Here is a 26779-nt window from a genome sequence, read left to right on the forward strand (position 1 = left end):
TCCTGGCCGTGCAGCAGCGGCCAAGGGTGAGGTTGTTCGCCTATTAAAGGGGATCGTGAGCTGGGTTTAGACCGTCGTGAGACAGGTCGGTTACTATCTATCAGGAGTGTTAGGAGTCTGAGGGTAAGAATGAAATAGTACGAGAGGAACTTTCATTCGGCGCCTCTAGTGGATCGGTTGTCTGACAAGGCAGTGCCGAGCAGCCACGCGCCAAGGGATAAAAGCTGAAAGCATCTAAGCTTGAAACCCGGCCTAAAAAGAGACTCCGTTGAGGACACGGGTAAAAGACCCGTTTGATAGGCTTGGGGTGTACGCACGAAGGCAACGACGTGTTCAGCCCGCAAGTACTAACGTCCAAACGCTAGTGCTCACCACGTTAAACCCAGACGAAATTCTGTGTGCAAAACTTTTAACATATCCTGTCCAAAAAGGATAGGGTATCATTCTACACGGCTGCCAAGGTGGCGGAGCGGCCACGCGGTTGACTGCAGATCAACTACACTCCGGTTCAAATCCGGACCTTGGCTTTCGGAGATGTGTGTCAACACATCGACTTCGGTCGGTATGTCCGCACTCCGTTACAAAGCATCTAAAAGCAAACATGTGGTGATAGCGGCCATAGCAGTTGGGAAACACCTGGTCTCATTCCGAACCCAGCAGTTAAGCCAACTCACGTAGTATGCTGTACTGAGGTACGCGAGTCCTCGGGAACCATACCAAGCTGCTATCACTATTCCTTCGTATCAGTGTCTGTTTTTATGAAATTTTTATACCGGAGCGTACGCTCTCGTACACGAACCCTTACGGCAAACCCGGAAAAAAAGTTAGCGCATTCCCTAGACCTGTGCCCGGGGACCGGCAGCCTTCTGTCGGGCCGGCTGCATTTTGAGGAACTCCAGCAGCGCCCTGTTGAGCTCCCCGGCATGGGTCCAGTTCAGGCCGTGGGGCCCGCCTTTCACGACCACAAGACTGCTTCCCTTGATCGCACCCGCAGTCCGCTTTCCCGTGGCCTCGAACGGGCAGATCCGGTCTGCATCGCCGTGGACTACGAGGGTCGGCACGGTGATTGTTTTAAGATCACTCCGAAAATCGGTCATCCATGCGGTGACGCAGTCGAGCGTACCCCCGGGTGACGCGGTAGCGGCGATCGTCCAGCTGAGCCGGAGCGCCTCATCGGTGATGAGGGCGGGTCCCAGCACGTCAACATTGTAGAAGTTGTGGAAGAACTGCGTGAGGAAGGATGGGCGGTCCGAGATGATCCCCTGCCGTATCCCCTCAAAGACGCTGCCGTCTACACCCTCCGGGTTATTGGGGGCCTTGAGCAGGAACGGCGGGATCGCGGAGACGAAAATCGCTTTGCTCACGCGCCGTGACCCGATCGTGCCCAGGTACCGTGCCACCTCGCCGCCTCCCATGGAGAACCCGACCAGAACTGCATCGTTCAGATTCAGTATGGTCATCAGCTTGTCCAGGTCCCGTGCAAACGTGTCGTACGTGTAGCCTTTTGCCGGCCTGCTGGAACGGCCGAATCCCCGTCGGTCATACGTGATGACCCGGAATCCCGCTCCCAGCAGGGCAGGCACCTGCTTCTCCCACGCGGCTCCCGAGAGTGGCCAGCCATGGATCAGGACGACCGGTATTCCGGAACCGTGATCCTCGTAATAGAGATCGATCTCCCCGGAGTTTTCCTTCCCTACCGTAATGTATGGCATCTTTTCCATCCCCTTTGATTTATTTAAGATGCCTGATGCGCGTCTCTCAATAAATAGGTATGTGTAGTTTCCATCTGGCGAAAGATTACCGGATTATATCCTGCGGCGGGTTAATGCCGGCCAGGGGTTTGTCCCGTCCGATATGTTTTTCGTGTTGCATCCCGAAATACGCATCGATGGAAAGACCGCTCATTCTTGTCACGGGCTCCACGGATGGCATCGGGAAGGCCACTGCCGCCGGCCTCGCGGCCGGAGGGGCCCGGCTGATCATCCACGGAAAGGATGAGAAGAAAGGGAAGATTGTGCAGAAGGAACTGGAAGCAGTTGCCGGCGGGAAACACCCCGATCTGTTCATCGCTGACTTCACCCGGCAGGACCAGATCCGGGAGATGGCGGCAGATCTTGCCACCCGGTACTCACGCCTCGATGTGCTCGTCAATAACGTGGGGATCTACCGGAAGACCCGGCACGTGACGATGGAAGGGATCGAGATGACATTTGCCGTGAACTACCTCGGCCCCTTCCTCCTCACGCACCTCCTGCTCCCGCTGCTCCGGAAGAGTCCATCGGCCCGTATCGTTACGGTAGCCTCGAGCGCCCACGAAGACGTAGACCGGATCGACTGGGAGAACCTGCCGGGCGAACCGGCATACGATGCCTGGGGAGCTTACTCGCTCTCGAAATTTGCCGATGTGACCTTCACTTATACCCTTGCCCGGAACCTCGGAGGAACCGGGATCACCGCCAACTGCCTGCACCCCGGGGTTGTCGACACGAAGCTCTCCCGATCCGCGGCTCCCGGTATCGCAACCCTCACGCCCGAAGAGGGTGCGCAGACCTCGATCTGGCTCGCACGTTCGCCTGAAGTAGCCGGGGTGTCAGGCCGGTATTTCGACAACAGGCGCCCGGTCCGGTCGTCCGTGCTGTCGTACGACCGCGGGGTGCAGGAACGGTTCTGGAGGATGGCGGAGGAGCTGGCGGGGATACGTAGCGGGGAGAGGAATGAATACTGATGCATAATCTGTGGAAAAACCTGTAGAGAGACGATGACCATCCGTGCCCCCGACGGGGCGCCCCCACGCCGAATCGGTGACCAGTTCCCGGAATTTATATCCTCCCCATAGTGCCCCGGAGAGGCCCTGAGGCGGGAGATCCTCCTCATCGTGTGATTCTGATTGTTTCCACGATCCGGGTAGTTAGAGTGATTACTTCCCGTATTTACTCAGGTAGCAAAAAGTCACAAAAAATCTTCCGCCAGCTCCCTAAGGAAGGATGCGATCATCTTCGTGGCAGGTGACCCTGCCGGATGCCGGTTATCCGGCCGTTACGGCTGCCCTCTCTTTCCTGAATTCGATATACGAATACGCAACCATAGAGCAGGCAACAGCAATCACCGGGAGGAGGATGAACAGCCACGCATATACCCCTGCCAGAACGCCGATCAGGCTCACGACCCCGGCCAGCTTGAAGAGCGTCGCACCCTTCTGATGTGTCTTCTTCCATACGGACGTGCTGCTCAGCGTCCACGGTGTACGGATTCCGACGAACCAGTTCGGCTCCGCATGCTCCAGGAGAAAACCCGTGTAGACAAACAGGATCCCGATTATGACGGGCATCGTGACGTTGGGACTTACATGAATTCCCAGTCCCCAGAGGAGGATCTGCAGCTGGATGATGAAGAGGAATGCTGCGAAGACAAGGATGAAGCCATCGTAATAGTCCTGGAATTTCCGGTAATTGTCCCGGAGAGGATCGATGCGGGGAAGGACCACGAGCATGGCAGAAAAACCGTACATGAGGATGGGGATGAGGATGAGCCCCCAGAATTTCGGCAGGGTGCCGTTCTGGTCTCCTGCGGTGTTCCAGTGGGATGCCACAACATCGGGCATCACCGGGTAGAGGACAAGTGTCATCACCGCAGTGAGGATGAGGACAAGGACAATCGCAGGGCGGATCAATCTTCGTCCCGGTCCCCCGGCCTCATCGCCCGGTTGTGCAGGATGCACAGCAACCGGCGGGGTTGAGAGTACTGTCGATGCGGTGCGCAGGGCCGGTGCATTAGGGCACCAGCCGAGATAGTGCCTGATTATATTTGTGATGTACATTTCCGTATTTCCCCATTATCATTCTTAATCGGATCAGATCATTTTTCAACGATATACTCACGTTCTGTAACGTCCCCGGAACTGCCTGACTGGTCGCTCATCCTGAATGCGGCCATGAGCGCCTGATATGCGTCCTCTTCCTGGAGGGAGCCCGGGCCATTGATCTTAAAGAGCATCATGCCATCATTTCCTGGATCCGGGGACTGGATTTTCACATTATCTCCATCCAAGGCTCATCCGGAAACTGCCATCCTTGCCGGGACGTTCTATTACCAGCCAGTATGTTCCTGCCGGCAGGGCCGGGGTGGCTGCATCTGCCGTGGAAAACGTCAGTTTGCCGGAGGTGTCTTCTGTTGCCGGCAACAACCTGACAAAGTGTTTCACTCCAGAATCATCCATCCGGAATGCCCAGACCGCGACATTCTGGGGTGCAGGAGAGAGCATAAGGAGGACTGCTGCCGGTATGACCAGAATACAGATGAGGGCGATGATATAAATGCCGGGCACCATCTTCACCGGCGGTACGGTAGCAACCTCGTGGTTCGGGCACCAGCCCAGCCACCCCCGGATTACTTCAGAAACATGTGTAGCCATCCCGTTCAACTCCCGCTCGTACTTTTGCCGCCCGGGACCCGGGCGGCCTCAATGGCCTGCCTGAGCACCTCAGGTTCATCCGTCCCGATCCGGATCGTCTTCCCGTCCATGAGCAGGATCTCCACAATATCCGGCCCGGAGACATTGTAGAACCACTCGAGGAACGTGGCCCGTATGCTCCAGCCGAAGTTTGCCGGGTTTTTCACCACCGAACACCGCGCGATGTCAGCAAGAGGGATCTTCTTCTGCCGTACGCCCTTCCCGAACCAGTATTCAAGCGAGTCATGGGAAACGGCGACATTTACGGTGGAATAGACGGACTGGACGAAGAGGTATGCAAGGGCGACAGCCACGGGGGAGATATAGAGCCACGGGAGGCCGGCACGGGTCACCAGCACCGATGCCGCGATGATGATGCAGACCATGGCAACGACCAGCTTCAGACCCCCGATGAACGTAGGCGCCGAATGGTTGTACAGGACCTCGCCGCCCGTAAGGGAGCCGGCGGGTCTCTCTCCACGGGGAACCGCGGCGGCAAAGGCAGACCCGTCTTCGGATCCCCTCCGTTGCGGGATGTTCTGCACGCGGGCGTTCGGGCACCAGCCCGTCCATTCATGAATAATTTCCGATATACGTGTCAATGTCATACCATCGCCTTCACGTTCATAAAAAGTTCCTCCGCCATCTTCGTTGGATCAGCGGTCTTCGCGATCCTGATGCCAAGTTCGGTTGCATAGTCCCAGAGCAGCTCTATGCATTCGGTATACCGCTGGCATGTGCCGCAGTCGCCGTCATGCTCATACCAGACCTGGACGCCGTGTTTCTCCGAGACAAAAATGATCGCTGCGGTCTGGAAGGGGATCGAGCGGCCGATGAGGATTCCCCGCTCGGCATTGATCTTCTCAACCGAGATCTGGTTTGCGTTCGCCATCTCGCGGAGCGTGGTCTCGATCTTCTCCTCCATGAGCAGGAGCGCACGGGAAACCGCCTGGCGGGAGATCCCCAGCTGGTTGGCGATCGCGATGTTGGTCACGCCACTTCTGCGCATTGCCCAGAACCCGAACTGCTTGTCGTTCGTTGGCAGGAACATGTGTCAACATTCGCATGTTGACTATATAAAATTTTTTGAATAACAAATTTCCCTATATGGGGCATTTCTGTTTTGTCCGGATCCTTAGGAAAAGGAGAACCAGAGTCACCCTCTGCCTGTACCGGGTGAAGGTTTGCCCGGCGCGGGTTCTGTTTTCCTGATGTCAATACCTCCGGTCCGGCCGGGATTATTTTTTCCTGAGCGCAATCTCGATTGCGATCCTGAGTTCCGTATTCTCGAAGGGTTTTGGAATGAATCCGGCTGGCTGGGTCTCGGCAGCCCGGATAATGGTCTCTTCATCTGTCTGTGAGGTAATATACACGAGCGGCGCACTGGTGACGTCCCTGAGCATCTTCGCGGTTGCTATCCCGTCGGTTGGCCCATCAATATTGATATCCATGAGGATAAGGTCGGGATGGTGTTCACCCGCCAGTTTCATGGCATCGACACTGTTGGTCGCCCGTCCGCAGACTTCGTAGCCGAGCTTTCCCAGGCGCCAGATCGCGACCCGGGCAACAATATCATCATCTTCTACAAGGAGGATCTTCGTCATCGTTCATTCACCCTGCAATCACGTATCTCTTTTTACACCCTGTTTTCCGCGTTTTTTCCCTGATACCGGCTTCCACGCCCTTTTCGGGACGGTGATCTCGAACAGCACACCACTTCCGATGGTCCCGGTCTCCCGGATCGTCAGGCCGGTTATCCCCAGGATTTCACGGATGATAAAGAGGCCAAAGCCGGTGTTTTTGCCATACCCCTGTTCGAAGATCAAGTCCTTCTCATCGGGAGAAACACCTGTGCCGTCATCCCGGTACCGGATGAGGAGACTCCCATCAGGAATAACTTCTGTCTCTACCGTGATGTTCCGGACCGATCCGCCGTGCCGGAAACTGTTGTCGATCAGGTTGTAGAAAACCCTGCTCAGGAAGGGGTCTGCATATATTTCGGCATCGGATTTTGGCAGCTTCAGTTGTACCGTATCCAGCCCGATTGTCGATGCCTCCTTCATGATGCCCTGGCTGAGGCTCTGCCACTGGGGGGCCTTCACGCCCACGCTCTGGTAATCCCTCGTAAAGATAATCTGGTCTTTTATCCTGATGATCAGGTCGTGGATCTCTGAGATGAGCTGCTGTGCACAGCTGTCTGCCGTTGTCTCATTCAGCTATCGACGAGGCCGAGAAGTCCGGTGATATTGTTCAGGACATCGTGGCGCGTCACACTGTTCATCAGGTTAAGCTTCTTGTTTGTCGTAGCGAGCGCAACCTCGAGCCGCTTCTGGTCTGCAATATCTACAATAATCCCGCGGATCCCTGCATATTCATTTTCCCTGACGATCGGCGCAGCGTACAGGATCACCGGAAGATTGTCCCTGTCCTTTTTCATGAGGGAGAACTGGATCGGGGGCACATCATCACCCCTGAGAACCTGTGCAAAGGATTCCCTGATATGAGGACGGTCTGCAATATCGACAAGGGAAAGGATGTCGAGTCCCTGCGTGAAGTCCTCATACGAATACCCGGTGACGTTCAGCGCACCCAGGTTGAAATAGGTGAAACGGAAGTTACGGTCCGTCTCGAAAATAACCTGCGGGGCAAGTTCGGCCAGCTCCCGGAACCGCACCTCGCTCTCCCGCAGGGCCAGTTCAAGGTTCTTCTGTTCGGTGATATCGACGATGACCCCCCTGACACCGGCGATGCGGTTTTCACTGATGATCGGTGAAGCAGAGATGATAACAGGAATTTCCTTCCCGTCAAGGGTAACGATCCCGCATTCCAGGTGGCCGCTGGTACTGTCCTGCAGGACGTGAGTAAAAAAACGCCCGGCTGACTGGCGATCAGACTCCCGGATAATCTCGTATATGCCGACCCTGTTCTGCGACAGGTCATCGTAGGCATATCCCGTCATCTCGATTGTATTCCAGTTAAAGAAGCTGAACTTCAGGTGTTCATCCAGTTCAAACACGATCTGGGGCAGGAGCTCGGCCAGTTCCCGGAACCGGGTCTCACTTTGCTGGAGTGCCTCCTGTGTCCTGAGGGACTCCGTAATATCAACGACAATACCCCGGAACCCGGTCAGGGTCCCGTTGCGAAAGACCGCGGCAGAGTAAATATTTGCGGGCATCAGGGTCCCGTCTTTGCGCCGGAGGTGGTAAGTATAGTAACTGGTCTTGGTCCCCGTCAGAACCGTTTCCAGGTTTCTCTGCACCACTTCCCATTCCTCCGGAACAATGAAGTCCTGCATGTTCAGGCCTGCGTCAAGCATATCCCGGGTGATCCCGAAGACTTCTGAGGCGTACTGGTTCACGAAGTGCAGCCTGCCGGTGGTGTCGATCTCGTACACGAACTGGGGAAGAAGATTGGCAAATTCCCGCGACCATGCCTCGCTCTCCCGGAGTTTTATCTCGGTAGCACTGAGGTTCTCATAATTGGCCCGGAGTTCCTGCTCAACGGAAGCCAGCTGGTCGTATGCAGTGTTCAGCTCTTCATTTTTCTGGCGGAGATCCTGTTCTGCACGCCGGCGCTCGGTGATATCCCGTGCCACCGCTAAAATGACTTCCTCCCCGGAGAACTGGTATCTGCGGACATTTACTTCACCGGGAAATGTTGACCCGTCTTTCCGTCGGAATTCAGAATAAAATGTATTATATCCCCTCTCGGCGATCACCTTGTCGATATCCGGCGCCCGTTCCTGCTGGGCTTGTGAAAGGACATCCTTCACGTCCATGGCGAGGAGTTCTTCCCGGGTATACCCCAGCGCGCTGCACAGGAAATCATTCACCTCCATGAACCTGCCCGGGGCGCCACCCCGCGACTGGTGGATATAGATCCCGTCATTTGCGTTATTGAAAACACCGTGGAACCTGGCTTCACTTTCCTCCAGGAGGATCCGGCTCCTTGCAAGTTCGTCAAACTGTCGCCGGAGTTCCTGTTCGACAGAAGCCAGTTGCTCATAGGCCCCGTTCAGTTCTTCATTTTTATGAATAAGATCGCGTTCCACACGCTTGCGATCGGTGATGTCCCGGACAAAGGCGATGCTGTATTCGGTACTCCCTTTCGTGACATAATTTGCCACGACCTCGACATCCATGATCTCCCCGTTTTTCCGGCGGTGACCGGTCTCGAACCGCAGGGACCCCTCTTTACGGAGCCGCTCCATGAATCCCGCCCAGATCTCCGGGCTGATGTGCGGGTTCAGGTCAAAGGCGTTCATGGCAAGAAGTTCTTCCTGCGCGTACCCGGTAACCCGCATGGCCGCATCGTTCACGTAGAGTATGCCGGCATCGAAACTGAACCAGAATATTTCATCGTTGGCATGGTCAACGGATGCCTTGAACAACCTGAGTTCCTCTTCCATCCGCTTCCGTTTCGTGATGTCCCGGACAAAGGCAAAGCTGTATTCGTGGTCGTCCTTTGTGACATAATTTGCCACGACCTCGACATCCATAGTCTCCCTGTTCTTCCGCCGGTGCCGGGTCTCGAAGCGCATGGACCCTGTCCTCCTGAGTTCCTCCATGAACCCGTCCCACCTGTCCGGTGTGAAGTCCGGGTCCAGCGCAAAGATCTTCATGGCGAGAAGCTCTTCCCGCGAATACCCGGTGTTCCGCGTGGCCGCATCGTTCACGTAGAGCAGGCTGCCACAGAAATCCAGCCAGAAAATCTCATCGTACGCATTGTCGGAAGAGGCTTTGAACAGCCGGAGTTCATCTTCCATCCTCTTCCGGTCCGTGATATCGATGATCGATGCCACGCTCTGTGTTGTCCCGGGAAACAGCCCCACGATGACGATAACATCGAGGATCTTTCCTTCACTGGTTACGACCTGTGTCTCGTACCGGTGAGGGACCGTGGTATCCCCGGCCAGTCTGCGCCGGTGATAGTCCAGCTTCTGGTCCCGGACGTGCTCATCGAGAACGTCAAAAATGTTTTTCCGGTTCTCCACATCATCACGACGGTACCCGAGAAGATTCAGGAAGACGGTATTGGCCAGCGAGATCGTGCCGTCATGTTCAACGACCGCCATTGCCGTCCCGGAGTTCTCGAACAGCGTCTGGTATCTCTGGATGAGGTCTTCCGACGAGCGCTTGAGCAGGGCATGGACCGCAGCCCGGTCCCGGATCGCCCGGTCATATTTTGATTCGAGCAGGGTGGTTCCCTTGCTTGCCCGGTCGAAGGCAGTATGCAGGTTTTCCCGCTCTTCGGGTGAAACCTGCGTGAGGAGCGGTTGCAGTTCGGTCCAGAGTCGGTCAAGCTGTTTCATATCTGGTGCGGGAGGACACTGACTGATACCAGGCTGAGTGTCTCATTGTAGAAATCACATGTTCCGGACAGGTTGTGGCCGATCTCGCCATAGGTGAAGAAACCTATCAGCGGGGCGTTCCAGAGATCCGATGCCGTGGAGATCTCTTCTGTTATCATGGGCCCTGAAACCTGGTGCCGGGCCATGCAGGAGAAGAGGAGGACGAGGTCAGCCCGAGGATGCTGACTGTGCCAGCTCGTGATCTCATGGACTGATTTTTCTATGATCTCATGCCCGAACGAACTGGAGAACCGCACCCTGGCCCCCTGGGGCACGGCTCCTGCAAACACAAGGGAACCTGTCTTAAAATCGATGGCCAGAAACGCACGGAGGACTTCGGATCCATCCGGCCTCCTTACCAGGAGTGGGAAGGAGATCCCCATTTCCTGGAGATCCCTGTCACCCACCTGGAGGTATTCCTTGAAGAGCTCGACCGGGGAGCGGTTATTGATGGTCCGTACCACATTCCCTTCCGAGGAGGTGATCACCATCTCCCCCCCAACACCCGCCCATCCGCTGGTGGCAATGCCGTTCACGTCCACCCGGGACCGGTCCAGGACGATTACTGCTGCGCCATCACCGGAATAACCGGTATGGGAAAAAACATAGGTCCCGGAAAATTGCCTGTCGTCCCCGGCAAGCCCCCCGAATATCCGGGTCCCGGGCGGGGTTTCTGATTCAATACCCCGGACCAGTGCCTCCCCGTCGTTTTTGAGACCTGCCATCGTGACTATGAAGGCCGGGCTGGCAAACTTCTCCTTTCCCCAGGCCCCGATCTGCTTCCCGAAGCCGAATGATGATTCATCGCGTTTCTCAAAGAGTGCCACAGAAAAAACTGAAGGGTCGATGTCGAGCAGGCAGCATACGGCGGACTGCTCGAGCACCGGGTCTTCCTCCCCTTTCAGGATCTCCCCGCACGTCGAGCAGCCGAACACGGGGAACCCGAATGAAGGGATAGTCGATGCGAGATCCGGAATATCGAGAGCTACGGAGCTGAAGATAATCCCGAGCGTGGGATGGAAATCCGAAATGTCTCGTATACCCTCGGAAATCTCCCTGGCAGAATACGCGGAAAAACAGAAGCTGTGGGACATCGTCTCATACTCATAAATGCGAGGGTCGGATATCAAATCTCCGGTACGGTTTTCCGGCCCCGTCCCGCAAGTACCGCTCCAAAAGCCGTTATAGAAATGTACCGCGGTTACACAAGCTTTTCCAGGATCTTTTTAACGCCTACCATTTTACCCCCCTCCTCGGTCTGGACTTCCTTGTAAAAATCGCAGTTCATGCAGTTCCCCATTTTTGCAGCAAACGATCCCTGCATCTTCCCCCCGCAGAGGGTACCGGTTACAGCCCAGCAGGCACGGCCCGCATTTTTCCCTTCGTTGATGCCGTCCGTGCGCTTCTCCGTAGACGCAGGACAGATGCCCAGTTCCTTCGATTTGGCGCCGCCCGGTTCACGGCCGCACTTTTTAACTTCCCAGCAGTTCTTTTTGTTCATGGTCTCCACTGAAACCTTCATACACGTACCAGTGTATTAATCTTTGCCCGTTTCCTCCTGCATACCCTGTGCCGGTGAGCAGACCCTCTCCCCGGCCGGACCGGGACCGGAGGCCTGTGGTTCTGGTAATCTGGTTTTAATATACTATTCCCGGGCCGGCTGGTATCGGCCAACCCGGGAAAATCCCCAACCTTTATCTCCCTCTCCTCCCCATCTCCCAGATATGAGACGAATATTCCTCCTGCTGTGCGTTCTTCTCGTTTTTCTCGTTATTGCCACCGGCTGCCTCCAGTCCCCGGTCCCCCAACCCGCTCCGGCCCCAGTCCCGTCTTCACCGCCACCGGTTTTGGCCACCCTCCCCCCTGCGGTCGTTCCCACGACCGGCCAGCAGAAGAACGTGACCTTTTCCGTCACCAGCAGCGGCAATACCCTGAATGTCACCTGTACCGGTGGAACCGATGCTGTGTCTCTGGTCTCCCTCACGATCCAGATCACCAACTACGACGGTACCAAGGTGGGCCCCCGCACCATCCCGAACCCGGCGATCGGCTCCTCGTATACCTTTACGTACCAAAAACCGCCGGACCCGGCGCGGATCAATATCATAGGCGATTTCAGTGACGGCACTCAGCAGACCGTCCTCCTGCAGAACGTATAACGGAGAAGATCATGACGATGCACATCCCCCGTTCCCATGTGGTAATCACTGTGCGGATGAAGGTGAAACCGGCCTCTGTCAGCAAGATGCGGGTCATGGCCCACGATCTGATGACGGCATCCCGCACGGAAGACGGGTGCATCTTTTACATCATCACGGAATCACAGGCAGACGAGACCCTCTTCTTCCTCTTCATGGTCTGGCGGGACGAGGAGGCATACAGGAGGCATTCCGCATCGCCGTACGTGCGGGCCTTCAGCAACGAGATCTCCCGCGAGATCCTCGAGAAACGCCACTCGGTTGAGATGTGGCACTCGCTCGGGTAGCCGGAGCGCAGTCTTCAAAAAAAGAAACCGGTTTTATCATTATCCCATGGCGTTAAGCTCCATCGTCATGGAGCCGCTACTGCTACCCCCCGTAATCTTCACAACCGGTTTGCCGCTGGCAACCCAATAGGTAACTGTGTTGCCGTTCATTGTGGCAGTGTATTTGTTGGCAGTGAATGTTCCGTCCGGGACGGTAACGACATCCGGGCCTACGTACGTGAACTGGACACCGGAGGAGGTTGCCTTCACGTCGTTGGGGTTATTCTGCGTTGTGGTTCCTGTGGAACTACAATCCATGGATGCCGGCATTCCCTGAGGGGGATTCTCGAACCGCATTGAACATGCACCGCTCTTGTCCCACTTCATATACACGACCATTGTCTTGCCGCCGGCAACACCGCTCATCGTATCCTTATATTCAACCCAGTTGTAGGAAGCAGGAGTGCTCCCGAAGATATCGGCAGCGCTGACCGAGGATCCCGCTGCGGGTGCACTCCCGCTGCCCTGGCTGCCGGATGAAGCGGCACCGGAACCTGCAGCTCCCGTACCTGCTGCAGATGTGGCCTGCCCCGATCCGGCGGCCTGGGTAGTACTGGTCTGCGTTGACGTACATCCTGCCAAAGCGATTGCAATCACGACGAGCATGACCGCGATAACACCTGTATGTGAAACTTTCATACGTAATTCTCCCTGTTGGAAAGGAAAGCTCCCGCACCTGTTTTTATTTTTTAAAACATATGCGGGCACAAGAAGATAAATATCCATATTCATTATTAAAATTTCTGGAAATACCTGCAAATTATCGAGTCGACAGGAATTGCCCGCGTTATTACCCCTTCTTGAAAAATTCTGCCTGCCGGGGAGGATATCATTTGAACAACGATAATCGATATACCGGCACCGGACCTGTGGAAGCCCGGGCCGGAGACCTGATTGGTCAACCTTTCCTGAAGATTCCATGCGGATATGATTGTGCCGGGTTTACGTTGGCCGGTAACGGCGTGCCCCGGTTGCCAGGATCCCGCAGAGAATAAGGCAGCCTCCGATTGCCACAAGGCTCGCGCTTACTGAGCCGGATACCTGGGCCACGACACCGAACAGGGACGGGCCGACGAAACCGCCCAGGTTCCCGATCGAGTTGATGACCGCAAACCCGACCGAGGCTCCTGCATCGGCAAGGAACATGGCGGGGATGGTCCAGAACGGGCCGAAGAAACAGTAGATGCCTGCCGTTGCAATCACGAGCATGAGGAATGCGGTGAGAGGGTCCCGGGCAAGGCCGGCAATAACGAGCGCAATGCCCCCGATAAAGGGTGGCAGGCCCGTGTGCCAGATCCGTTCGCCGGTCCGATCGGAATGGGTGCTCCACACAAGCATAGCAAGGAGTGCGACAATGAACGGGACCATCATCACCAGCCCGATCTCAACGTTTGAGAACGAGGGATTGAGCGAGCGGATGATCCGGGGCATCCAGAACCCGAGGCCGTACAACCCGATTGTCATCAGGCAGTACACAATACCGAGGTGCCAGACCCGGGGATCCCGGATGACGGTCCGGAATCCCAGGTGCTTCTCTTCCTGCAGTGCCGCCTCATTCTGTATCTCCCTGGATAGCCAGTCCCGCTCTTCCGGTTCAAGCCACGCCGCCTCTTCCGGCCGGTTGGTCAGCCAGAACCAGGTGACAACTCCGAGCACCAGCGCAGGCAGCCCTTCGAGCACGAAGAGCCAGCGCCAGCCCGCGATGCCGAACCAGTGAATGTTGTCGAGGATCCAGGTGGAGACCGGGGCGCCGATGATGTTGGAAACGGCAAGGGCAGTCATGAAGAGTGCCACGGTCCGGGCGAGATCCTCCCGCCGGAACCAGCAGGTGATGTACAGTATGATGCCCGGGAAGAACCCTGCCTCCGCTACACCAAGCAGGAACCGGAAGACAAACAGTTCGGAGGCACTGGTCGCTGCCGCAGTGATGATGACGACAATCCCCCAGCTGAGGATGATCCGGCTGATCCAGACCCGGGCACCGATCCGCTGGAGGATCATGTTGGCAGGCACCTCAAAGAGCAGGTACCCGATAAAGAAGATCCCGGAGAGGAGGCCGAAGAGCTCTGCGGAGATGCCGAGAGCACTGTTCATATCGAGCGCCGCATACCCGAAATTGACCCGGTCGAGGAAGGCAACGACGTAGAGGATAAAGAGGAACGGGAGCAGGCGACGGCTTACTTTCCTCACCGTCCGCTCTTTGATCCCGTTTCCTCCGGCCATGCGGAACTATCGACTTATCGGCTGATATGCATGCTGTTTCGTGAACGGAAGGCCAACCGTGCCCCGGAATTCATCCCCGTACTTTATTACCCGTCCTCCCTAACAAACAGATAATGATCCGCGTTTCCGCTGACGAGTTCCTCGCCATCGTCAAGTCGCATGCCCCGGATCCGAAGAGATCCCTCCCGGACGTGCGGCAGGACGTCTCTGCATTCTACGAGGAGATGCAGGAGGAAATTGTCGGAGCAGGGTACCACACGATCGAACGCGCCGCGATCCGCGACGGGCTGCCGGGCTACCTGGTCTCCGTTCCGGAATCCGAACCGGGCTATGTGATCCTCTTCTTCCATAGTGGCGGGTTCACGCTCGGGTCCACTGCCGATCACCTCGGCCTCTGCATCCGGCTTGCCCGGGCCGCCAGGGCCGAAGTCTTCTCCGTGGACTACCGGCTCGCCCCCGAGCACATCTTTCCCGCAGCGGTCGAAGATGCAATCGCCGGGTTCCGCTATCTCCAGTCCCGGGGATATCATCCCCACCAGATCCTGCCGGTCGGCATCTCTGCAGGAGGAACACTCGTGCTCTCCCTCCTCCTCTCCCTGCGGGACCAGGGCGTGACCCTTCCCCCGGCTGCGGTCTGCATGTCACCGATCGTGGACCTGATGTTCCCCGGGGAATCAGTGGCAAAGAACCAGGAGCGGGATTGGATCACCCCGGCCCGGCTCAGTGCGATCCGGGCTGCCTACCTTGCCGGCCATGATCCGCAGGACCCGCTGGCATCCCCGGTCCACGCCGCGTTCCGGGGCCTGCCCCGGCTGTATATCCAGGTCGGGACCCACGAGCTGCTCGTATCGGACGTGGGGAAGTTCGTGGACAAGGCCCGCTGGGCCGGCGTCCCGGTCCAGGCTGAGATCTGGGAGGGCATGTACCATTGCTGGCAGGTGTTTGCAGGCCAGCTTCCCGAGGGCCAGGAAGCAATCGACCATATCGGGGCCTTCGTCCGTCAGATCCAGGCCCGGTAAAACCCGTTTTTCCCTGCCCTTAATGGCAGCAGAACCGATACTTCTATCACGCATGCAGCAAATCCCCATTGTGCGGACCATCATGACATCAAAAGTTCCCATCCTGCTCTGTGGGATCCTGCTCCTGATCATTACCGTATCACCGGCAGCAGCATCGCAGGTCCTCACCAGTGTCTCCTGCGACCCCACCCCCCCTCTCCTGCCCGGTGACGCCCAGCACATGGTTGCGCAGTACATGATTATCCCCTCGGGGTCGGCCACGTTCCCCAAGGGACACGATCTCCAGATGCAGACCAACCTTACGGATGCCCGATGGACGATCCAGGTGATCGTTGACGGGAATACTGCGGCCCGGCAGACTGCGTCGGGATCCACGGCCTTTGTCAACGGCGCGATCCTCTCATACACTACGGACCATGACGTTTCGTTCACCGCGACGATCGATGGTTCCGTGCCGGAGGCTGTCAACAGCAGCGTCACGCTCCTGCAGATGGTGGAGATCGACAATACCGGCTCCGCGATGCCCGGGAGCCAGAGCTCGATCACCCGGCCCGTGGCAGCAACCGCCTCCGCACCGATGACAATTGTGCCCGCCGGTCCCCCGCTGACGCTGCTCCCTGCCGTACCATCCGCAGCCGCAACCAGGTCCCCGGGATTTGCTGCACCTCCCGCCATCGCAGCAGCATCCCTTGCGGGCATATTCTGGATGCGCCGCAGGCAATAATTACCGTTACCTGCCCGTAAAAACCCCGTTTTTCGCGCGGGATCGCGCAATCTTCATCTTATACCGGCCACTACACTGATCTATGTTCGAAAGTATTGGCAGAAGTTTTGAGCTTGTCAGGACAAGCTGGAACATTCTCATGGACGACAAGAAGCTGCTCGTCTTCCCGGTCCTCTCCGGGATAGTGACGCTCATTGTCATCCTTAGCTTCTTCCTTCCGCTCCTTGTTTCGGGAACCTTGCTGGGCATGACACACGCAGGCCCGGTGGTCTACTACGGCCTCCTGTTCCTCTTCTACGTGGCGAGCTACTTTGTCGTGATCTTCTTCAACACGGCGCTGATCTCGTGCGTGAACGCGAAGCTGAACGGGAAGGACATGTCGGTCGGCGAAGGCATCTCCAACGCCGCAAATCACCTCCCTGCCATTCTCGGCTGGGCGATTGTCTCCGCGACCGTGGGGATCGTCCTCCACCTCCTCGAGAGGCGCTCGGGGTTCCTTGGCCAGATCGTATTCTCCCTCCTCGGCGGGGCATGGGCACTGGTCACCTACTTCGTGGTACCGGTCCTGGTTCTCGAGGACAAGGGTGTCTTTGCCGCGCTCGGGGAATCATTTTCCCTGATCAAGAAGACCTGGGGCGAGAGCATTGTCGGGTCCGTCGGGATGGCTGTCGTCTTTGTGGGCATCGGTGTTATTGCAGCACTCTGTGTCATCGCCACCATGCTCCTTGGGAATGCCGCAATCTTCCTCGCTGCGCTTGCGCTCTTCCTCATCCTTGTTGTCATCCTCGCCGTCGTCTACTATGCGATGCAGGCGATCTATGTCACTGCCCTGTATACGTACGCAAAGACCGGCACGGTCCCGTCCGCGTTCCACCCGGACCTGATCCAGAATGCCTTTGCCCCGAAACAGATCGGGCCGGGCAATATCTGAACTTTTTTTCCGGCTGGTTCATCCGATGGTGGGTGACGTGCAAGAAATTGTCAGAACTCTTTTGATTGAATGGGTTCCTGATCCCCTTCCCGAAATCGAATGTCTGCTTGAACCTCTCTTCTCCCCCTCGGGATTTTTTCGAAAACTTCACCAATTTTCAAAAACGCAGGCACACGCTCACTTGTCACTACCCCCAATAACCTGGCCGCCCGGCTGGCAGTCCGCATGAACGTGGCAGGGAAAACGTGTGGAGGAGCCTGGGAGTATATTTTAACGGGCATCCGCACATGGTGCCTTCCCGGGTGCGACCCTATGTGAAAAGGATCTGTGCGTTGCCGGAATCCTACGAGTATCCCGCCGGACCGCTGAAAGCGACAAAAAATAAAAAAATTTACGAAGCGGATCCCTGGTACCTGTGATAGTTCCGGAAATCCCCCCGGTCATTCTGGAAATCCTGATAGTTGGTCCGGACGTCTGCCCTGTCCTGGCTGGCCTGCTGCCAGGAAGCGTTGTTATACTGCCGGGACTGGTTGTCATTCTGGCGATAGTTCCGGATATCCTGTCTGTCGGTCCGGATGTCCGCCTTGTCCTGGCTGGCCTGCTGCCAGGAGGCATTATCGTCCTGCCGGAGCTGGTTGTTATCCTGCCGGTTCTCGCGTAAGTCCGCACGGTCCTGCTGCACCGCGTTCCGGTCATCCTTGATATCCTGGTTGTTTAGGGTAATGTTATCCCGGTTCAACTGTAACTCGGACCTGTCCCCGCTGATATCCGCCCGGTAGGTACTCGCATTACCGGGGTTCTGGTGGATATCCACGCGGTCCTGGTGGATCTGCTGCTGGAGCTGGTTGTCTTCCGTCCGGTTCGATATATCCAGCGATAAATCTGTCTTGATCTGAGAAATGTCACTGCTGATACTCTGAACAATGTTAAGGTTGTCCCACCAGTTCTGGTGGATGTCCTGTCGGTTGTCCTGGATGCCTGCAGTGAGGTTCGCATCCGCTGCCCTGTCGGTATGGATGTCCTGCCGGAGACCGAAGATCCCGGCGAATGCTCCCAAAGGATCAAAGCCCGGAGCGGGCGCGGGAGCAATGGTAGCTGTCGGTGTTACATTTACCTGTGCATTGTCTGCTGCAACGGTCCCGATGGCGCATAGTAATCCAAGCGTCACCAGTCCAAGAAGCACGCCAAATCTTGTATTCACGGTTTATTCCTCCATAATCCGGCTTGTGCCGTTAACTGAATGTTCTGATTTCGGTGCCATAAGGGTCGTGACGGTTCGGGTAAATTCCGGTAGTCCGTGCGTTTTTCCTGTATCCCGCAATTGTCCATGATGGTCCAATTGGCAAATCGGGGTATTTTCCTGCGAGCAAAATATCCGGCTTTTTTTGGGCAGGAATTCAATGAGAACCGGTTCCGGATAGGACAGGCGCGCAGGGGCGGGGAGTGTCAACGCGGGAGACCGGCCGGCCCGCCGCACGTCCTGCCTTCCCTTGTTTTTGTCCACGGATTTTCCCGCGGGACATGGCACCCGGATTCAAGTGGCAGGGAGAAACCGGGGAATTGTATGAAATCCAATTACAGATGGAGAAAAAATCTGTCAGAATTCTTCGAACAGGGTGTCTCCAAATCCCCTTGTCGGAGTCGAAGGTCTGCTTGTGCCTCCCTTCTCCCCTTCGGGTTTTTAAGAAAACCCCTCCGGCTATCAATCTCTTTACCCTTCGCGCAACAACGTTATTCCTATGCTGAAAAAGACCGCATGGGCCGCCCTTCGTGGTGAAACCCCGGCCGAAAAACTTGGTACTCTGGGCATAGCTCCCGGGAAAAAAGCGGATATACGGAAACTCGGGACGATCGCGGAGAACTACGGGGTTCCAATTTACCTCTTCTTCGAGGAGGATCTTGCCCGGAACCAGAGCCTTGAGTCTGTGCTTGCCGGGTTTGCAAAGGTTCCTGAGTACGAGCGCCCGGTGATCCAGGTCGGGAGCTTCCTCCGGTTTACGCAGGAGAACGACCCGTCCTTTGAGCAGACAATGGAGGAATTCCCGCTGATGGTAGAGATCATCACGATCGGCGAGGCTGCCCTGGATACCAGCACAACGCCCGTTCCCTATGTCACCTGCCTGATGCCCTTCCTCGATGAGCTGGACTTCAGCGCCGAATCTCCCCGGCCAGGCCTGCACCCCCTGCCGCCAGCGAACCGGTGAACCTGCGGGCAGATGAACTGCAAAAAAGAACCCGGAACCCGCCAGGAACCAGACCCGAATCCCCGGACCCGACCCCGTATGGCAAAGAAGTCCCACGCATATATCTGGCAGTCCGTGATCGGCTTTGGCTTCCTGTCCGGTCTCTGGACTGCGGTCGGTATCGATCCGGAAGGTGTGATCCTCACCCTGGTTGGCAGGACGATCGATACGTTCTACCCGGACCCGGATATCAGGTACCTGTTCGTTATCCTGCCCACGGTCCTGCTCCTGCTCTCGATCTACCAGGCCTGGAAGAAGGGCCGCGTACCCGGTCTTGTTGCGGTGATCCTCGCGTACGTGGCCGGCCTATCGATTCTTCTCTTGTGGAAGATGTCGCTTGTCCTGCTGCTTGCCGCGATTCTTATCGGCTGGCTTGCAACGAACCGGCGTCTGATGCGGAAATTCGGGTTCCGGTGATCCGTGATTTATAAATTACTTGAACGCGTATGGTATTCAGCATGAGTCTGTTCCCGAAGAAGAACATTTTCTGGGCATTCGATTCCCTTGTCCCCAGCAGGTATCTTCTCAAGTTCCGCAAGGCCTTTTTCTTTGAGCCGTTCATGGGCAATGATATTGCCAACCGGGGCAGGCTTTCCCATTATGGCAACGATGACCGCAAGGAATTTGCCAAGGGGCTCAGGAAGATCCGGTCCGAGACCGAGCTCCTGCTCGAGGACATCGAGGCCTATTATATCTTCATGGCCGTGAAGCGGACGCAGAAAGTCCCTGGGGATATCGCCGAAGTCGGGGTATACAAAGGCGGATCTGCCAAGATCATCTGCTCGGCCAAGGGCGACAAGTCTCTCCACCTCTTCGACACCTTCGAAGGCCTGCCGAAAGTGGACGACATCGACATGGTCTGGCCGTTCTACGAAGGTAAATTCGCCGCGTCATACGACTCGGTGAAGGCATACCTCAAGGATGACAGCAATGTCCACTTCTACAAGGGGATCTTTCCCGACACTTCGGCTCCCGTACAGGACAAGACATTCTCAATGGTGAACCTGGACGTGGACTGCTACGAGAGCACGAAGCTCTGCCTTGAGTTCTTCTATTCCCGCATGAGCCCGGGCGGGATCATCCTCTCCCACGACTATATCACAGCCCCCGGTGTCAAGAAGGCATTCGATGACTTCTTTGAGGGCAGGACCGAGCCGGTCCTCGAGACTGCCGGGTCACAGTGCCTTGTCGTCAAGGTATAACCCAAAAACAGTTTAAAAAAATCATACCGGCACCTGCCCGGGGGTATTCAGGTGCTGTGGCAATGCAGGTTTTTCCTCTCTTTTGCAGACACTTCAATCCCTTAAGATCAGTGCACCAAAAATTACCAGCACAAGCCCCGCAAGCAGCACTGCGATACCGATGAGGCCTTTGACCGCACTGATCACTTCGGGGATAAATGCCCAGATGGCATAACCCCCGAGTACGCACAGCACAAGACCGATTACCAGCGTGATACTACCCATTTTATCCATATGCAGGTATCCTCATATCCTCTTTTTTTCAGGAACCCATAAACATATTGAGCGGATCACGCGTTGCTGACACTGATCGTCAGGCCTTTTTTGCCGGTGAGCCAGCCGATCACCGGCTGGGTGAATGAGGAGGTGAGGTTGTAGGTCGTGACGAGCAGGCCTGCCGCGAGTAGGAGTAGCCGTTGCCTGCAATAAGGAGTGGCAGGATTGCCGGCAGTACCGGTATGTAGATGCCGGTGATCATTTGGGCCGCAGCCAGCCCGGTGATGGTACCCTTCACGCTGCGGGACTGTGTCATGGTGTCCGTTTCAGCCGCAGGATTTCGACCTCGATCTCCTGCACGTCCCTGGTGTGGAACGCGAAGGTCCGCTTTATGGGGAATGATCCGCCGACCCGGTCGGTGATCTTCCCGCGGCCTTCTGTGTAACTCTCAACGAACGGGGTGGATCCCGCATTAAAGATGCCGTACGTAACCGGGGCGAGCCGGAGGGCAAGGTCGATGAACGGCCGGTCGGCATGGGCTTTCTGCGCACCGAACGGTGGGTTCATGATCACGGTGTCGCAGGGTCCCACGTTGTCCGGGAGAGTGGGATCGTCTGCATTGGCCACTATGAACTCCACGTCCGCTTCGGGCAGGTCCGCGTTCGCCCGGGCAGTCCCGACCGCCGTCTCATCGATCTCGATCCCGACCACCGACGCCGCCCCGAGAAGTGCGGCGCCAATTGCGAGCACTCCTGTGCCGGACCCGAGATCGCAGACCCGTTTGCCTTCGATGTCGCCGTTCATGAGTGCATGGTACAGCAACCGGGCCGCGAGGGGAGCCGGGGTCTGGTACTGCTCGAGCGAGGGCCTCGGGCGGGTGAATCCCGAGAGGCGCTGGAGGGTCATCTCAAGTTTTTTGAGTTTCATGGGATCTCGTCGATCTCATAGTCGTTCCAGCTCCGGACGCCGCAAAGGATCTCGAACTCCTGCGGGGAGAGGACCGGGACCGGGAACCGGACCTGGTCGTCGTAGGCGAGCCGTGGGCAGGCTGTATTCACATAGCAACCGAAGCCGAGGTCCAGCAGCTCGTCCGGCGTGATTTCCTGCAGGGGAATGATCACGGCGTCCGGTGAGAGCCCGGCAAGTTTCCGGGCCAGCTCCATCCGGCGCTGCCCGGTTTTTGTACTGACAAGGATCCCGATGCTCTTTGCATCCCGGGCCTTCTCGATGACGGCAAAACGCTTCCGGAGGAGAGCATTGCCGCTCACTTCCTGCGCCGTTCCTGCGACGGGATCGAGTGCGATAACCCGGGCTTTTGTGCTGAGTGCGATCCCGATCGGGTGGAAGACGCCGGTACCGACAAATAGGCATTCCCCCGCCCCGGTGTCCCGGGCTGTGGAGAAGCAGCAACCGAGCACCTGCCCCCGGAGGGGAGTCCTGCCCGAACCGTCTGCCACACGGACGTCGATGCCTTTGGAGCGGAGATACTCCTCCATCGCAGGGATGAGATGGGCGTGCTGGACCGTAGTTACGAGCCCGGTGACCGGCCCCTTCAGGAGTGGCAGGACCTTGCCCAGCACATCGATATCAAAACCGACCGGATACGGGAGGAAGATGACATCCGGCTGGCGGTCGACCGGAGCGTGGCCGACGTGGACAAGTACATCTGCGTCCCGGAGCAGGCCGAGCGCAAGGTCGCAGGCACCGTAACAGGGATCGCCGCTGACGTTCACCTCAAAGCCGGCATCCCGGAGTGCTGCTGCGTACCCCGCCGCTTTCCGCTTCAGCCCGGCCGGGAACTGGAGGGCGATTCGTTTCGCCCCCCGCTCCTTCAGCTGACTGATGAGGTCAGAGATATCGCTTGACAACATGTACCCTGTCGTCCACCTCGATCTTCACGAGGGATTTGTACGGCCGGCCGATATCCGGGTCACCCCGCTGGATCACAATGCAGACATCCACGACTTCAGCACCGGCAATTTCGAGGGCCGCGAGGAGCGCCTTCATCGTCCCGCCCGTGCTCACGACATCGTCGATGATCACTACACGGTCGCCCTTGTAGACTCCGTTAAGGTAGAGCTCCCCTTTCGAGTAGCCGGTGGTCTGGTGAACCGGGACCTCGTGCGGGAGCTTGTATTCCCTTTTCCGCATCACCGTCATTGGGATGTCGGTCATCGTGGAGAGGACAGAGCCGATGTGGATCCCCATCGCTTCCACAACGACGATCTTGTCCACGCTGTTTAAGTCCATCACCTTGATCATGGCCGTTGCCACATCGCGGAGGAGTGCGGGGTCTACGATCGGTACGCCGTCGGTGATCGGGTGGATGAAGTAATTGTACTCTCCCCGTTTCACCATCGGGCATGTCTCAAGCGATTCTACGAGTCGGTCAAGCATGGGTTTCACCAATATCTTTTAAGAATGCCTCGATCCGGTCCCGGTGCACGTGCGGCATGCAGACGATCCGCAAGTGCTTACGGCAGGTCCACGAGACCTTCCATGGCCCGGGCATCCGGCCCCTGTCGCATGTGAAGGTTGCAACATTCACGTCGGGGGTTGCGGCCCGGGGGATGCCGAGCGTCTCCATCCCCGCGATCAGGCGCTCCGTGTTCTTCATGCACCCGGCTACCACGGCCTTCATGCCCTCCACGCCGAGATAGTCGAGGACAGCAAGCGCCCCGGCGACCGGCGCCCCGGGGCGTGTGCCGCCGAGCGTGTATTCCTGCTTCACCGTGAGGTACGGGGTGTCTATGTTCAGGGTGTTGAGGATCCCGGGGTCCCGGGTGAGGAGGCAGCCGCAGGGAATCGTGCTCATCCCCATCTTGTGCGGGTCGACTGCGATGGAGGTGACTCCGGGGAGGGCGAAGTCGAACGGGACGGGGTCGTCGAGGAACGGGATCACCATCCCGCCAAAGGCCGCATCAACGTGAAAGAAGAGATCGTGCTCCAATGCGATCGTAGCAAGGTCGGCGATTGGATCGACCATACCATACTCGGTAGTACCGGCAACCCCTACGAGTGCGATGGTGTTGTTATCGATCTGTTCTGCTGCCCGGTCAGCGTCCATCCGGAAGTCCTTGCGGAGGGGGACCCGGCGCATCCCGAGTCCGAGGATGTCGCAGGCTTTCTTGAACGAGAAGTGCGCCGATTCGGGGACTACGATGTTGGGCTGGCCGTTGTGGCCGTGGCCGTCGGTGCACCGGATCGCCTTTGCGAGCCGGAGGGCCTGGATGTTGGACTCGGTGCCTCCACTCGTTGCATAACCCCCTGCTTCGGGGCAGTGGAAGAGCGAGCCAAACCTCCCCACCAGGATCTGTTCGAGTGAGGCGGTGCCGGGGAAGAGGCCCGGGTCGCCGAGGTTCGTCTCCATGAACATGCAGTGTGCCCGCACCGCCACGGAGTGAGGGATCGTGCACATGGAGCTCAGGATATAATCGTGGTCAAGATCTTCCCGCTTCTTATGGGAGAAAAAAGTGAAGAGTTCGTCTTCGGACAGACCCTTATTCAGCATCTTTTGTTCTCGCGGCTTCGAGGATGATGCGTTTCTCCGTCCGTGCGACTGCTTCGCGGATCTTCGCGATGGCGTCAATGTTTGCCGAGATGCTCGTGATGCCGTGCTCCACGAGCCAGACCGCCATCTTCGGGTCGGAGCCGGCCTGGCCGCAGATCGAGCACTCCACATCGTAGGCCCGGCACGTCTGGATCGCGTTGTGGATCAGGTGGAGGACTGCCGGGTGTTGCGGGTTGTACATGTCGGCTACGTTCTCGTTGTTCCGGTCTATGGCGAGCGTGTACTGGATCAGGTCATTGGTGCCAAACGAAGCGAATTTGATGCCGGCCCGGATGAAGTCCTCGATCATGATCGCGCTCGAGGGGATCTCGATCATGATACCGAGGGTAACGTTGTCGACGTCAACACCCCAGCCCCGCATCATCTCTTTTCCTTTGATGAACTGGTCGGGGTGGGAGACCATCGGGAACATGATCCCGAGGTTGTCGTAGCCCTCCTTCCAGAGGCGCTTGAAGGACTCCACCTGGAGCCGGAACTGGTCGGGGCTCTGGAGGTCGCGGCGGATGCCTCTCCAGCCGAGCATCGGGTTGTGCTCGTGGGGTTCGTTTTCGCCGCCCTGCATGTTCCGGAACTCGTCGGTCGGGGCATCGAGGGTGCGGACCCAGACGGTCTTGCCGGGGAACGCGTCGAGCACGATCTTGATGCCGTCGTGGAGTTCCGCTACGAAATCTTCTTCCTTGTGGTTGGCAATGAACCACCCGGGGGTTTTGTTGAGGCCGAGGATCAGGTGCTCGATCCGGAGGAGGCCTACGCCGTCGGCACCGGTCGCCGCTGCCCGGCCTGCCGCCTCGGGGATAGAGACGTTCACTTTCACGCTCGTCGCGGTGATGATCTGGCCGTGGCCTGCAACCAGCTGCGGTGCTGCCGGTGCCGGGGATGCATGGGCGACTTCGCCCTCGTAGATCAGGCCCAGTTCGCCATCGACTGTGACAAGCTGGCCGTTCTTGAGCACGTTTGTTGCATTCTTCGTACCGACAACGGCCGGCGTGCCCAGCTCGCGGCTGACGATCGCCGCATGGCAGGTCATCCCGCCCTCATCGGTCACGATCGCTGCAACCTTGCGCATCGCCGGCACCATGTCCGGGTTCGTCATCTTCGTTACGAGGATATCGCCCTCTTTCACGGATCCCGTGTCTTTCACGTCACGGATGATGACAACCCTGCCGGTGGCGATACCAGGGGCCGCCCCCTGGCCCTTGATGATGATCTTCGCACTTGACTTATGCTCCGTCACAGATTTTGCCTCCTTCTTCCCGATGGTGGTGATGGGCCGGGACTGGAGAATATAGATGGTCCCTGCCACGATACCCCATTCCACGTCCTGCGGTACTCCGTAGTGGTTCTCGGCGATCTTGCCGTACATTGCGAGCTTCGCCACTTCGGCCTCGCTCAGGACCTGCTTGTCCTGGCGGTCCTTTGGCACATCCATGACCCTGGTACCCTGGTCGCCGTCAGCGATGATCTCGAGTTTCTTGTTTGCGATGAATGTATCGATGAGCTTCTCGCCCCGCTGGTCGAACTCGTACTTGTCGGGAGAGACCGTGCCGGAGACGACCGCCTCGCCGAGGCCCCACGAGCCTTCGATGATCGTGATCGACTCGCCCGTGATGGGATGGGACGTGAACATGACGCCGGCCTTCTCGGACGGGACCAGCTGCTGGACTACGACGGCGATATTGACTGTGTGGTCGTCGAACCCCTGTTTGGCCCGGTAATAGAGCGCCCGGGCACCGTAGAGCGAGGCCCAGCATTTCTGGACCGAGGAGATGAGTGCCGCTTCACCCTTGACGTTGAGGAACGTCTCCTGCTGGCCGGCAAAGCTGGCATCGGGCAGGTCCTCGGCAGTTGCACTTGAGCGTACCGCCACAATGAGCTCCCCGGCCGACATCCTCTTATAAGACGCTTTTATATCGTCCCGGATCGCTGCCGGCATCTTCGCTTTCATGACGAGTGCCTTGGCATTCTCGGCTACTCTCTCCAGTGCCGCGTTGTCCTCCACATCGAGCTTCTCGAACGATGAAAAGATCTTCTTCTCCAGGCCGGTCTCGACTAAAAACCTGCGGAATGCCTGCGCCGTGACAACGAAGGCTTTCGGAACGGGGAGCCCGATCGAGGCCATCTCGCCAAGGGACGCCCCTTTGCCCCCGACGGAAATGATATCCTCTTTACGGATCTCCTCGAGCCACAGAATATTGGGCACTTCTTTCATGCTCGCACCACTTATGATCTTATCGCCACCCTGTTTAAGGGTTATCATACCCTGTTCCACCCCTCCGGATACGCCTCC

The 26779-nt window shown here is 57.5% G+C and carries 30 protein-coding genes, 1 tRNA gene and 2 rRNA genes; 12 read left to right on the plus strand and 21 right to left on the minus strand.

Translation table 11 applies throughout. From position 1 onward, the window contains the following. The 3 genes from WBL42_RS01875 to rrf all read left to right on the plus strand — a co-directional run. Nucleotides 1–370, plus strand: a 23S ribosomal RNA gene (locus WBL42_RS01875); the annotation flags it as partial. Nucleotides 371–455: 85 nt separating this feature from the next. After that, nucleotides 456–527, plus strand: a tRNA-Cys gene (locus WBL42_RS01880). An 81-nt stretch (nt 528–608) separates the two neighbouring features. Next, nucleotides 609–730: ribosomal RNA gene (rrf, locus tag WBL42_RS01885) — 5S ribosomal RNA — on the plus strand. A gap of 106 nt (nt 731–836) precedes the next feature. On the opposite strand, the gene WBL42_RS01890 is transcribed toward rrf, so the two are convergent. After that, a complete protein-coding gene (locus WBL42_RS01890) occupies nt 837–1712 on the minus strand; it encodes an alpha/beta fold hydrolase (RefSeq protein ID WP_424719566.1) in 876 nt (291 codons plus the stop codon). Nucleotides 1713–1888: 176 nt separating this feature from the next. Here WBL42_RS01890 and WBL42_RS01895 point away from each other — a divergent pair, with 176 nt between their 5' ends. After that, nucleotides 1889–2725, plus strand: coding sequence for an SDR family NAD(P)-dependent oxidoreductase (locus WBL42_RS01895; protein ID WP_424719567.1), 837 nt, complete (start codon nt 1889–1891; stop codon nt 2723–2725). A gap of 300 nt (nt 2726–3025) precedes the next feature. Here WBL42_RS01895 and WBL42_RS01900 read toward each other — a convergent pair whose 3' ends face one another. From WBL42_RS01900 to WBL42_RS01945, 10 genes are all read right to left on the minus strand, one after another. Continuing rightward, nucleotides 3026–3817 (minus strand): SdpI family protein, encoded by a 792-nt coding sequence (locus WBL42_RS01900; protein ID WP_424719568.1) that lies wholly within the window; start codon nt 3815–3817, stop codon nt 3026–3028. A 38-nt stretch (nt 3818–3855) separates the two neighbouring features. Next, nucleotides 3856–3996: a hypothetical protein gene (locus WBL42_RS01905; RefSeq protein WP_424719569.1), complete on the minus strand. Its 141-nt coding sequence runs from the start codon at nt 3994–3996 to the stop codon at nt 3856–3858. Nucleotides 3997–4033: 37 nt separating this feature from the next. Continuing rightward, on the minus strand, nt 4034–4411 hold the full coding sequence (locus WBL42_RS01910) for a hypothetical protein (RefSeq protein WP_424719570.1): 378 nt from the start codon (nt 4409–4411) through the stop codon (nt 4034–4036). Between the two features lie 5 nt (nt 4412–4416). Then, nucleotides 4417–5058 (minus strand): hypothetical protein, encoded by a 642-nt coding sequence (locus WBL42_RS01915; RefSeq protein ID WP_424719571.1) that lies wholly within the window; start codon nt 5056–5058, stop codon nt 4417–4419. Continuing rightward, nucleotides 5055–5501, minus strand: coding sequence for a hypothetical protein (locus tag WBL42_RS01920; RefSeq protein ID WP_424719572.1), 447 nt, complete (start codon nt 5499–5501; stop codon nt 5055–5057). Before WBL42_RS01920 ends, WBL42_RS01915 begins: the two co-directional genes overlap by 4 nt. Before the next feature lie 187 nt (nt 5502–5688). Beyond that, nucleotides 5689–6054, minus strand: a complete 366-nt coding sequence (locus tag WBL42_RS01925; RefSeq protein WP_424719573.1) for a response regulator — start codon at nt 6052–6054, stop codon at nt 5689–5691. A gap of 18 nt (nt 6055–6072) precedes the next feature. After that, entirely contained in the window at nt 6073–6558 is a 486-nt protein-coding gene (locus WBL42_RS01930) for an ATP-binding protein (protein ID WP_424719574.1), read from the minus strand. 104 nt (nt 6559–6662) lie between these two features. Then, nucleotides 6663–9761, minus strand: a complete 3099-nt coding sequence (locus tag WBL42_RS01935; RefSeq protein ID WP_424719575.1) for a PAS domain-containing protein — start codon at nt 9759–9761, stop codon at nt 6663–6665. Next, nucleotides 9758–10894: an FIST signal transduction protein gene (locus WBL42_RS01940; protein ID WP_424719576.1), complete on the minus strand. Its 1137-nt coding sequence runs from the start codon at nt 10892–10894 to the stop codon at nt 9758–9760. The genes WBL42_RS01935 and WBL42_RS01940 overlap by 4 nt, the downstream gene beginning before the upstream one ends. 107 nt (nt 10895–11001) lie before the next feature. Beyond that, nucleotides 11002–11322, minus strand: a complete 321-nt coding sequence (locus WBL42_RS01945; RefSeq protein WP_424719577.1) for a two-CW domain-containing protein — start codon at nt 11320–11322, stop codon at nt 11002–11004. Nucleotides 11323–11524: 202 nt separating this feature from the next. Here WBL42_RS01945 and WBL42_RS01950 point away from each other — a divergent pair, with 202 nt between their 5' ends. Beyond that, complete coding sequence (locus WBL42_RS01950; RefSeq protein WP_424719578.1) at nt 11525–11959, plus strand: hypothetical protein; 435 nt, start codon at nt 11525–11527, stop codon at nt 11957–11959. An 11-nt stretch (nt 11960–11970) separates the two neighbouring features. Then, on the plus strand, nt 11971–12285 hold the full coding sequence (locus WBL42_RS01955; RefSeq protein ID WP_424719579.1) for a putative quinol monooxygenase: 315 nt from the start codon (nt 11971–11973) through the stop codon (nt 12283–12285). 39 nt (nt 12286–12324) lie between these two features. Here WBL42_RS01955 and WBL42_RS01960 read toward each other — a convergent pair whose 3' ends face one another. Then, on the minus strand, nt 12325–12963 hold the full coding sequence (locus WBL42_RS01960; protein ID WP_424719580.1) for a hypothetical protein: 639 nt from the start codon (nt 12961–12963) through the stop codon (nt 12325–12327). A 303-nt stretch (nt 12964–13266) separates the two neighbouring features. After that, nucleotides 13267–14547, minus strand: coding sequence for an MFS transporter (locus WBL42_RS01965; RefSeq protein ID WP_424719581.1), 1281 nt, complete (start codon nt 14545–14547; stop codon nt 13267–13269). A 113-nt stretch (nt 14548–14660) separates the two neighbouring features. Here WBL42_RS01965 and WBL42_RS01970 point away from each other — a divergent pair, with 113 nt between their 5' ends. The 3 genes from WBL42_RS01970 to WBL42_RS01980 all read left to right on the plus strand — a co-directional run bounded on the left by WBL42_RS01970 (nt 14661) and on the right by WBL42_RS01980 (nt 17221). Continuing rightward, nucleotides 14661–15566, plus strand: a complete 906-nt coding sequence (locus WBL42_RS01970; protein WP_424719582.1) for an alpha/beta hydrolase — start codon at nt 14661–14663, stop codon at nt 15564–15566. 82 nt (nt 15567–15648) lie between these two features. Beyond that, nucleotides 15649–16290, plus strand: coding sequence for a hypothetical protein (locus WBL42_RS01975; protein ID WP_424719583.1), 642 nt, complete (start codon nt 15649–15651; stop codon nt 16288–16290). Nucleotides 16291–16372: 82 nt separating this feature from the next. After that, nucleotides 16373–17221, plus strand: a complete 849-nt coding sequence (locus tag WBL42_RS01980; protein WP_424719584.1) for a DUF6159 family protein — start codon at nt 16373–16375, stop codon at nt 17219–17221. Nucleotides 17222–17612: 391 nt separating this feature from the next. On the opposite strand, the gene WBL42_RS01985 is transcribed toward WBL42_RS01980, so the two are convergent. Beyond that, a complete protein-coding gene (locus tag WBL42_RS01985) occupies nt 17613–18422 on the minus strand; it encodes a hypothetical protein (RefSeq protein ID WP_424719585.1) in 810 nt (269 codons plus the stop codon). 538 nt (nt 18423–18960) lie between these two features. On the opposite strand from WBL42_RS01985, the gene WBL42_RS01990 reads away from it, so the two are divergent. From WBL42_RS01990 to WBL42_RS02000, 3 genes are all read left to right on the plus strand, one after another. Further along, nucleotides 18961–19425, plus strand: a complete 465-nt coding sequence (locus WBL42_RS01990; protein WP_424719586.1) for a hypothetical protein — start codon at nt 18961–18963, stop codon at nt 19423–19425. A gap of 78 nt (nt 19426–19503) precedes the next feature. Next, nucleotides 19504–19881, plus strand: a complete 378-nt coding sequence (locus tag WBL42_RS01995; RefSeq protein ID WP_424719587.1) for a hypothetical protein — start codon at nt 19504–19506, stop codon at nt 19879–19881. A 41-nt stretch (nt 19882–19922) separates the two neighbouring features. Further along, entirely contained in the window at nt 19923–20666 is a 744-nt protein-coding gene (locus tag WBL42_RS02000; RefSeq protein WP_424719588.1) for a TylF/MycF/NovP-related O-methyltransferase, read from the plus strand. A gap of 93 nt (nt 20667–20759) precedes the next feature. Here WBL42_RS02000 and WBL42_RS02005 read toward each other — a convergent pair whose 3' ends face one another. The 7 genes from WBL42_RS02005 to ppsA form a co-directional block, all read right to left on the minus strand. Next, a complete protein-coding gene (locus WBL42_RS02005; protein WP_424719589.1) occupies nt 20760–20939 on the minus strand; it encodes a hypothetical protein in 180 nt (59 codons plus the stop codon). 109 nt (nt 20940–21048) lie between these two features. Next, on the minus strand, nt 21049–21237 hold the full coding sequence (locus WBL42_RS02010) for a hypothetical protein (RefSeq protein WP_424719590.1): 189 nt from the start codon (nt 21235–21237) through the stop codon (nt 21049–21051). After that, nucleotides 21234–21848 (minus strand): METTL5 family protein, encoded by a 615-nt coding sequence (locus WBL42_RS02015; protein ID WP_424719591.1) that lies wholly within the window; start codon nt 21846–21848, stop codon nt 21234–21236. Before WBL42_RS02015 ends, WBL42_RS02010 begins: the two co-directional genes overlap by 4 nt. Beyond that, on the minus strand, nt 21845–22792 hold the full coding sequence (gene dph2 / locus WBL42_RS02020) for a diphthamide biosynthesis enzyme Dph2 (protein ID WP_424719592.1): 948 nt from the start codon (nt 22790–22792) through the stop codon (nt 21845–21847). The genes WBL42_RS02015 and dph2 overlap by 4 nt, the downstream gene beginning before the upstream one ends. Continuing rightward, nucleotides 22770–23318 carry a hypoxanthine/guanine phosphoribosyltransferase gene (gene hpt / locus WBL42_RS02025; protein ID WP_424719593.1) on the minus strand — a complete coding sequence of 183 codons (549 nt, stop codon included), beginning with the start codon at nt 23316–23318 and terminating at the stop codon, nt 22770–22772. Before hpt ends, dph2 begins: the two co-directional genes overlap by 23 nt. Next, nucleotides 23311–24432, minus strand: coding sequence for a tyrosine decarboxylase MfnA (gene mfnA / locus WBL42_RS02030; protein WP_424719594.1), 1122 nt, complete (start codon nt 24430–24432; stop codon nt 23311–23313). Before mfnA ends, hpt begins: the two co-directional genes overlap by 8 nt. Then, a complete protein-coding gene (gene ppsA / locus WBL42_RS02035) occupies nt 24422–26701 on the minus strand; it encodes a phosphoenolpyruvate synthase (RefSeq protein WP_424719601.1) in 2280 nt (759 codons plus the stop codon). The genes mfnA and ppsA overlap by 11 nt, the downstream gene beginning before the upstream one ends. Between the last annotated feature and the right edge of the window lie 78 nt (nt 26702–26779).

Origin of the sequence: Methanoregula sp., assembly GCF_049686655.1 — an archaeon.
Taxonomy (GTDB): Archaea; Halobacteriota; Methanomicrobia; order Methanomicrobiales; family Methanospirillaceae; genus Methanoregula.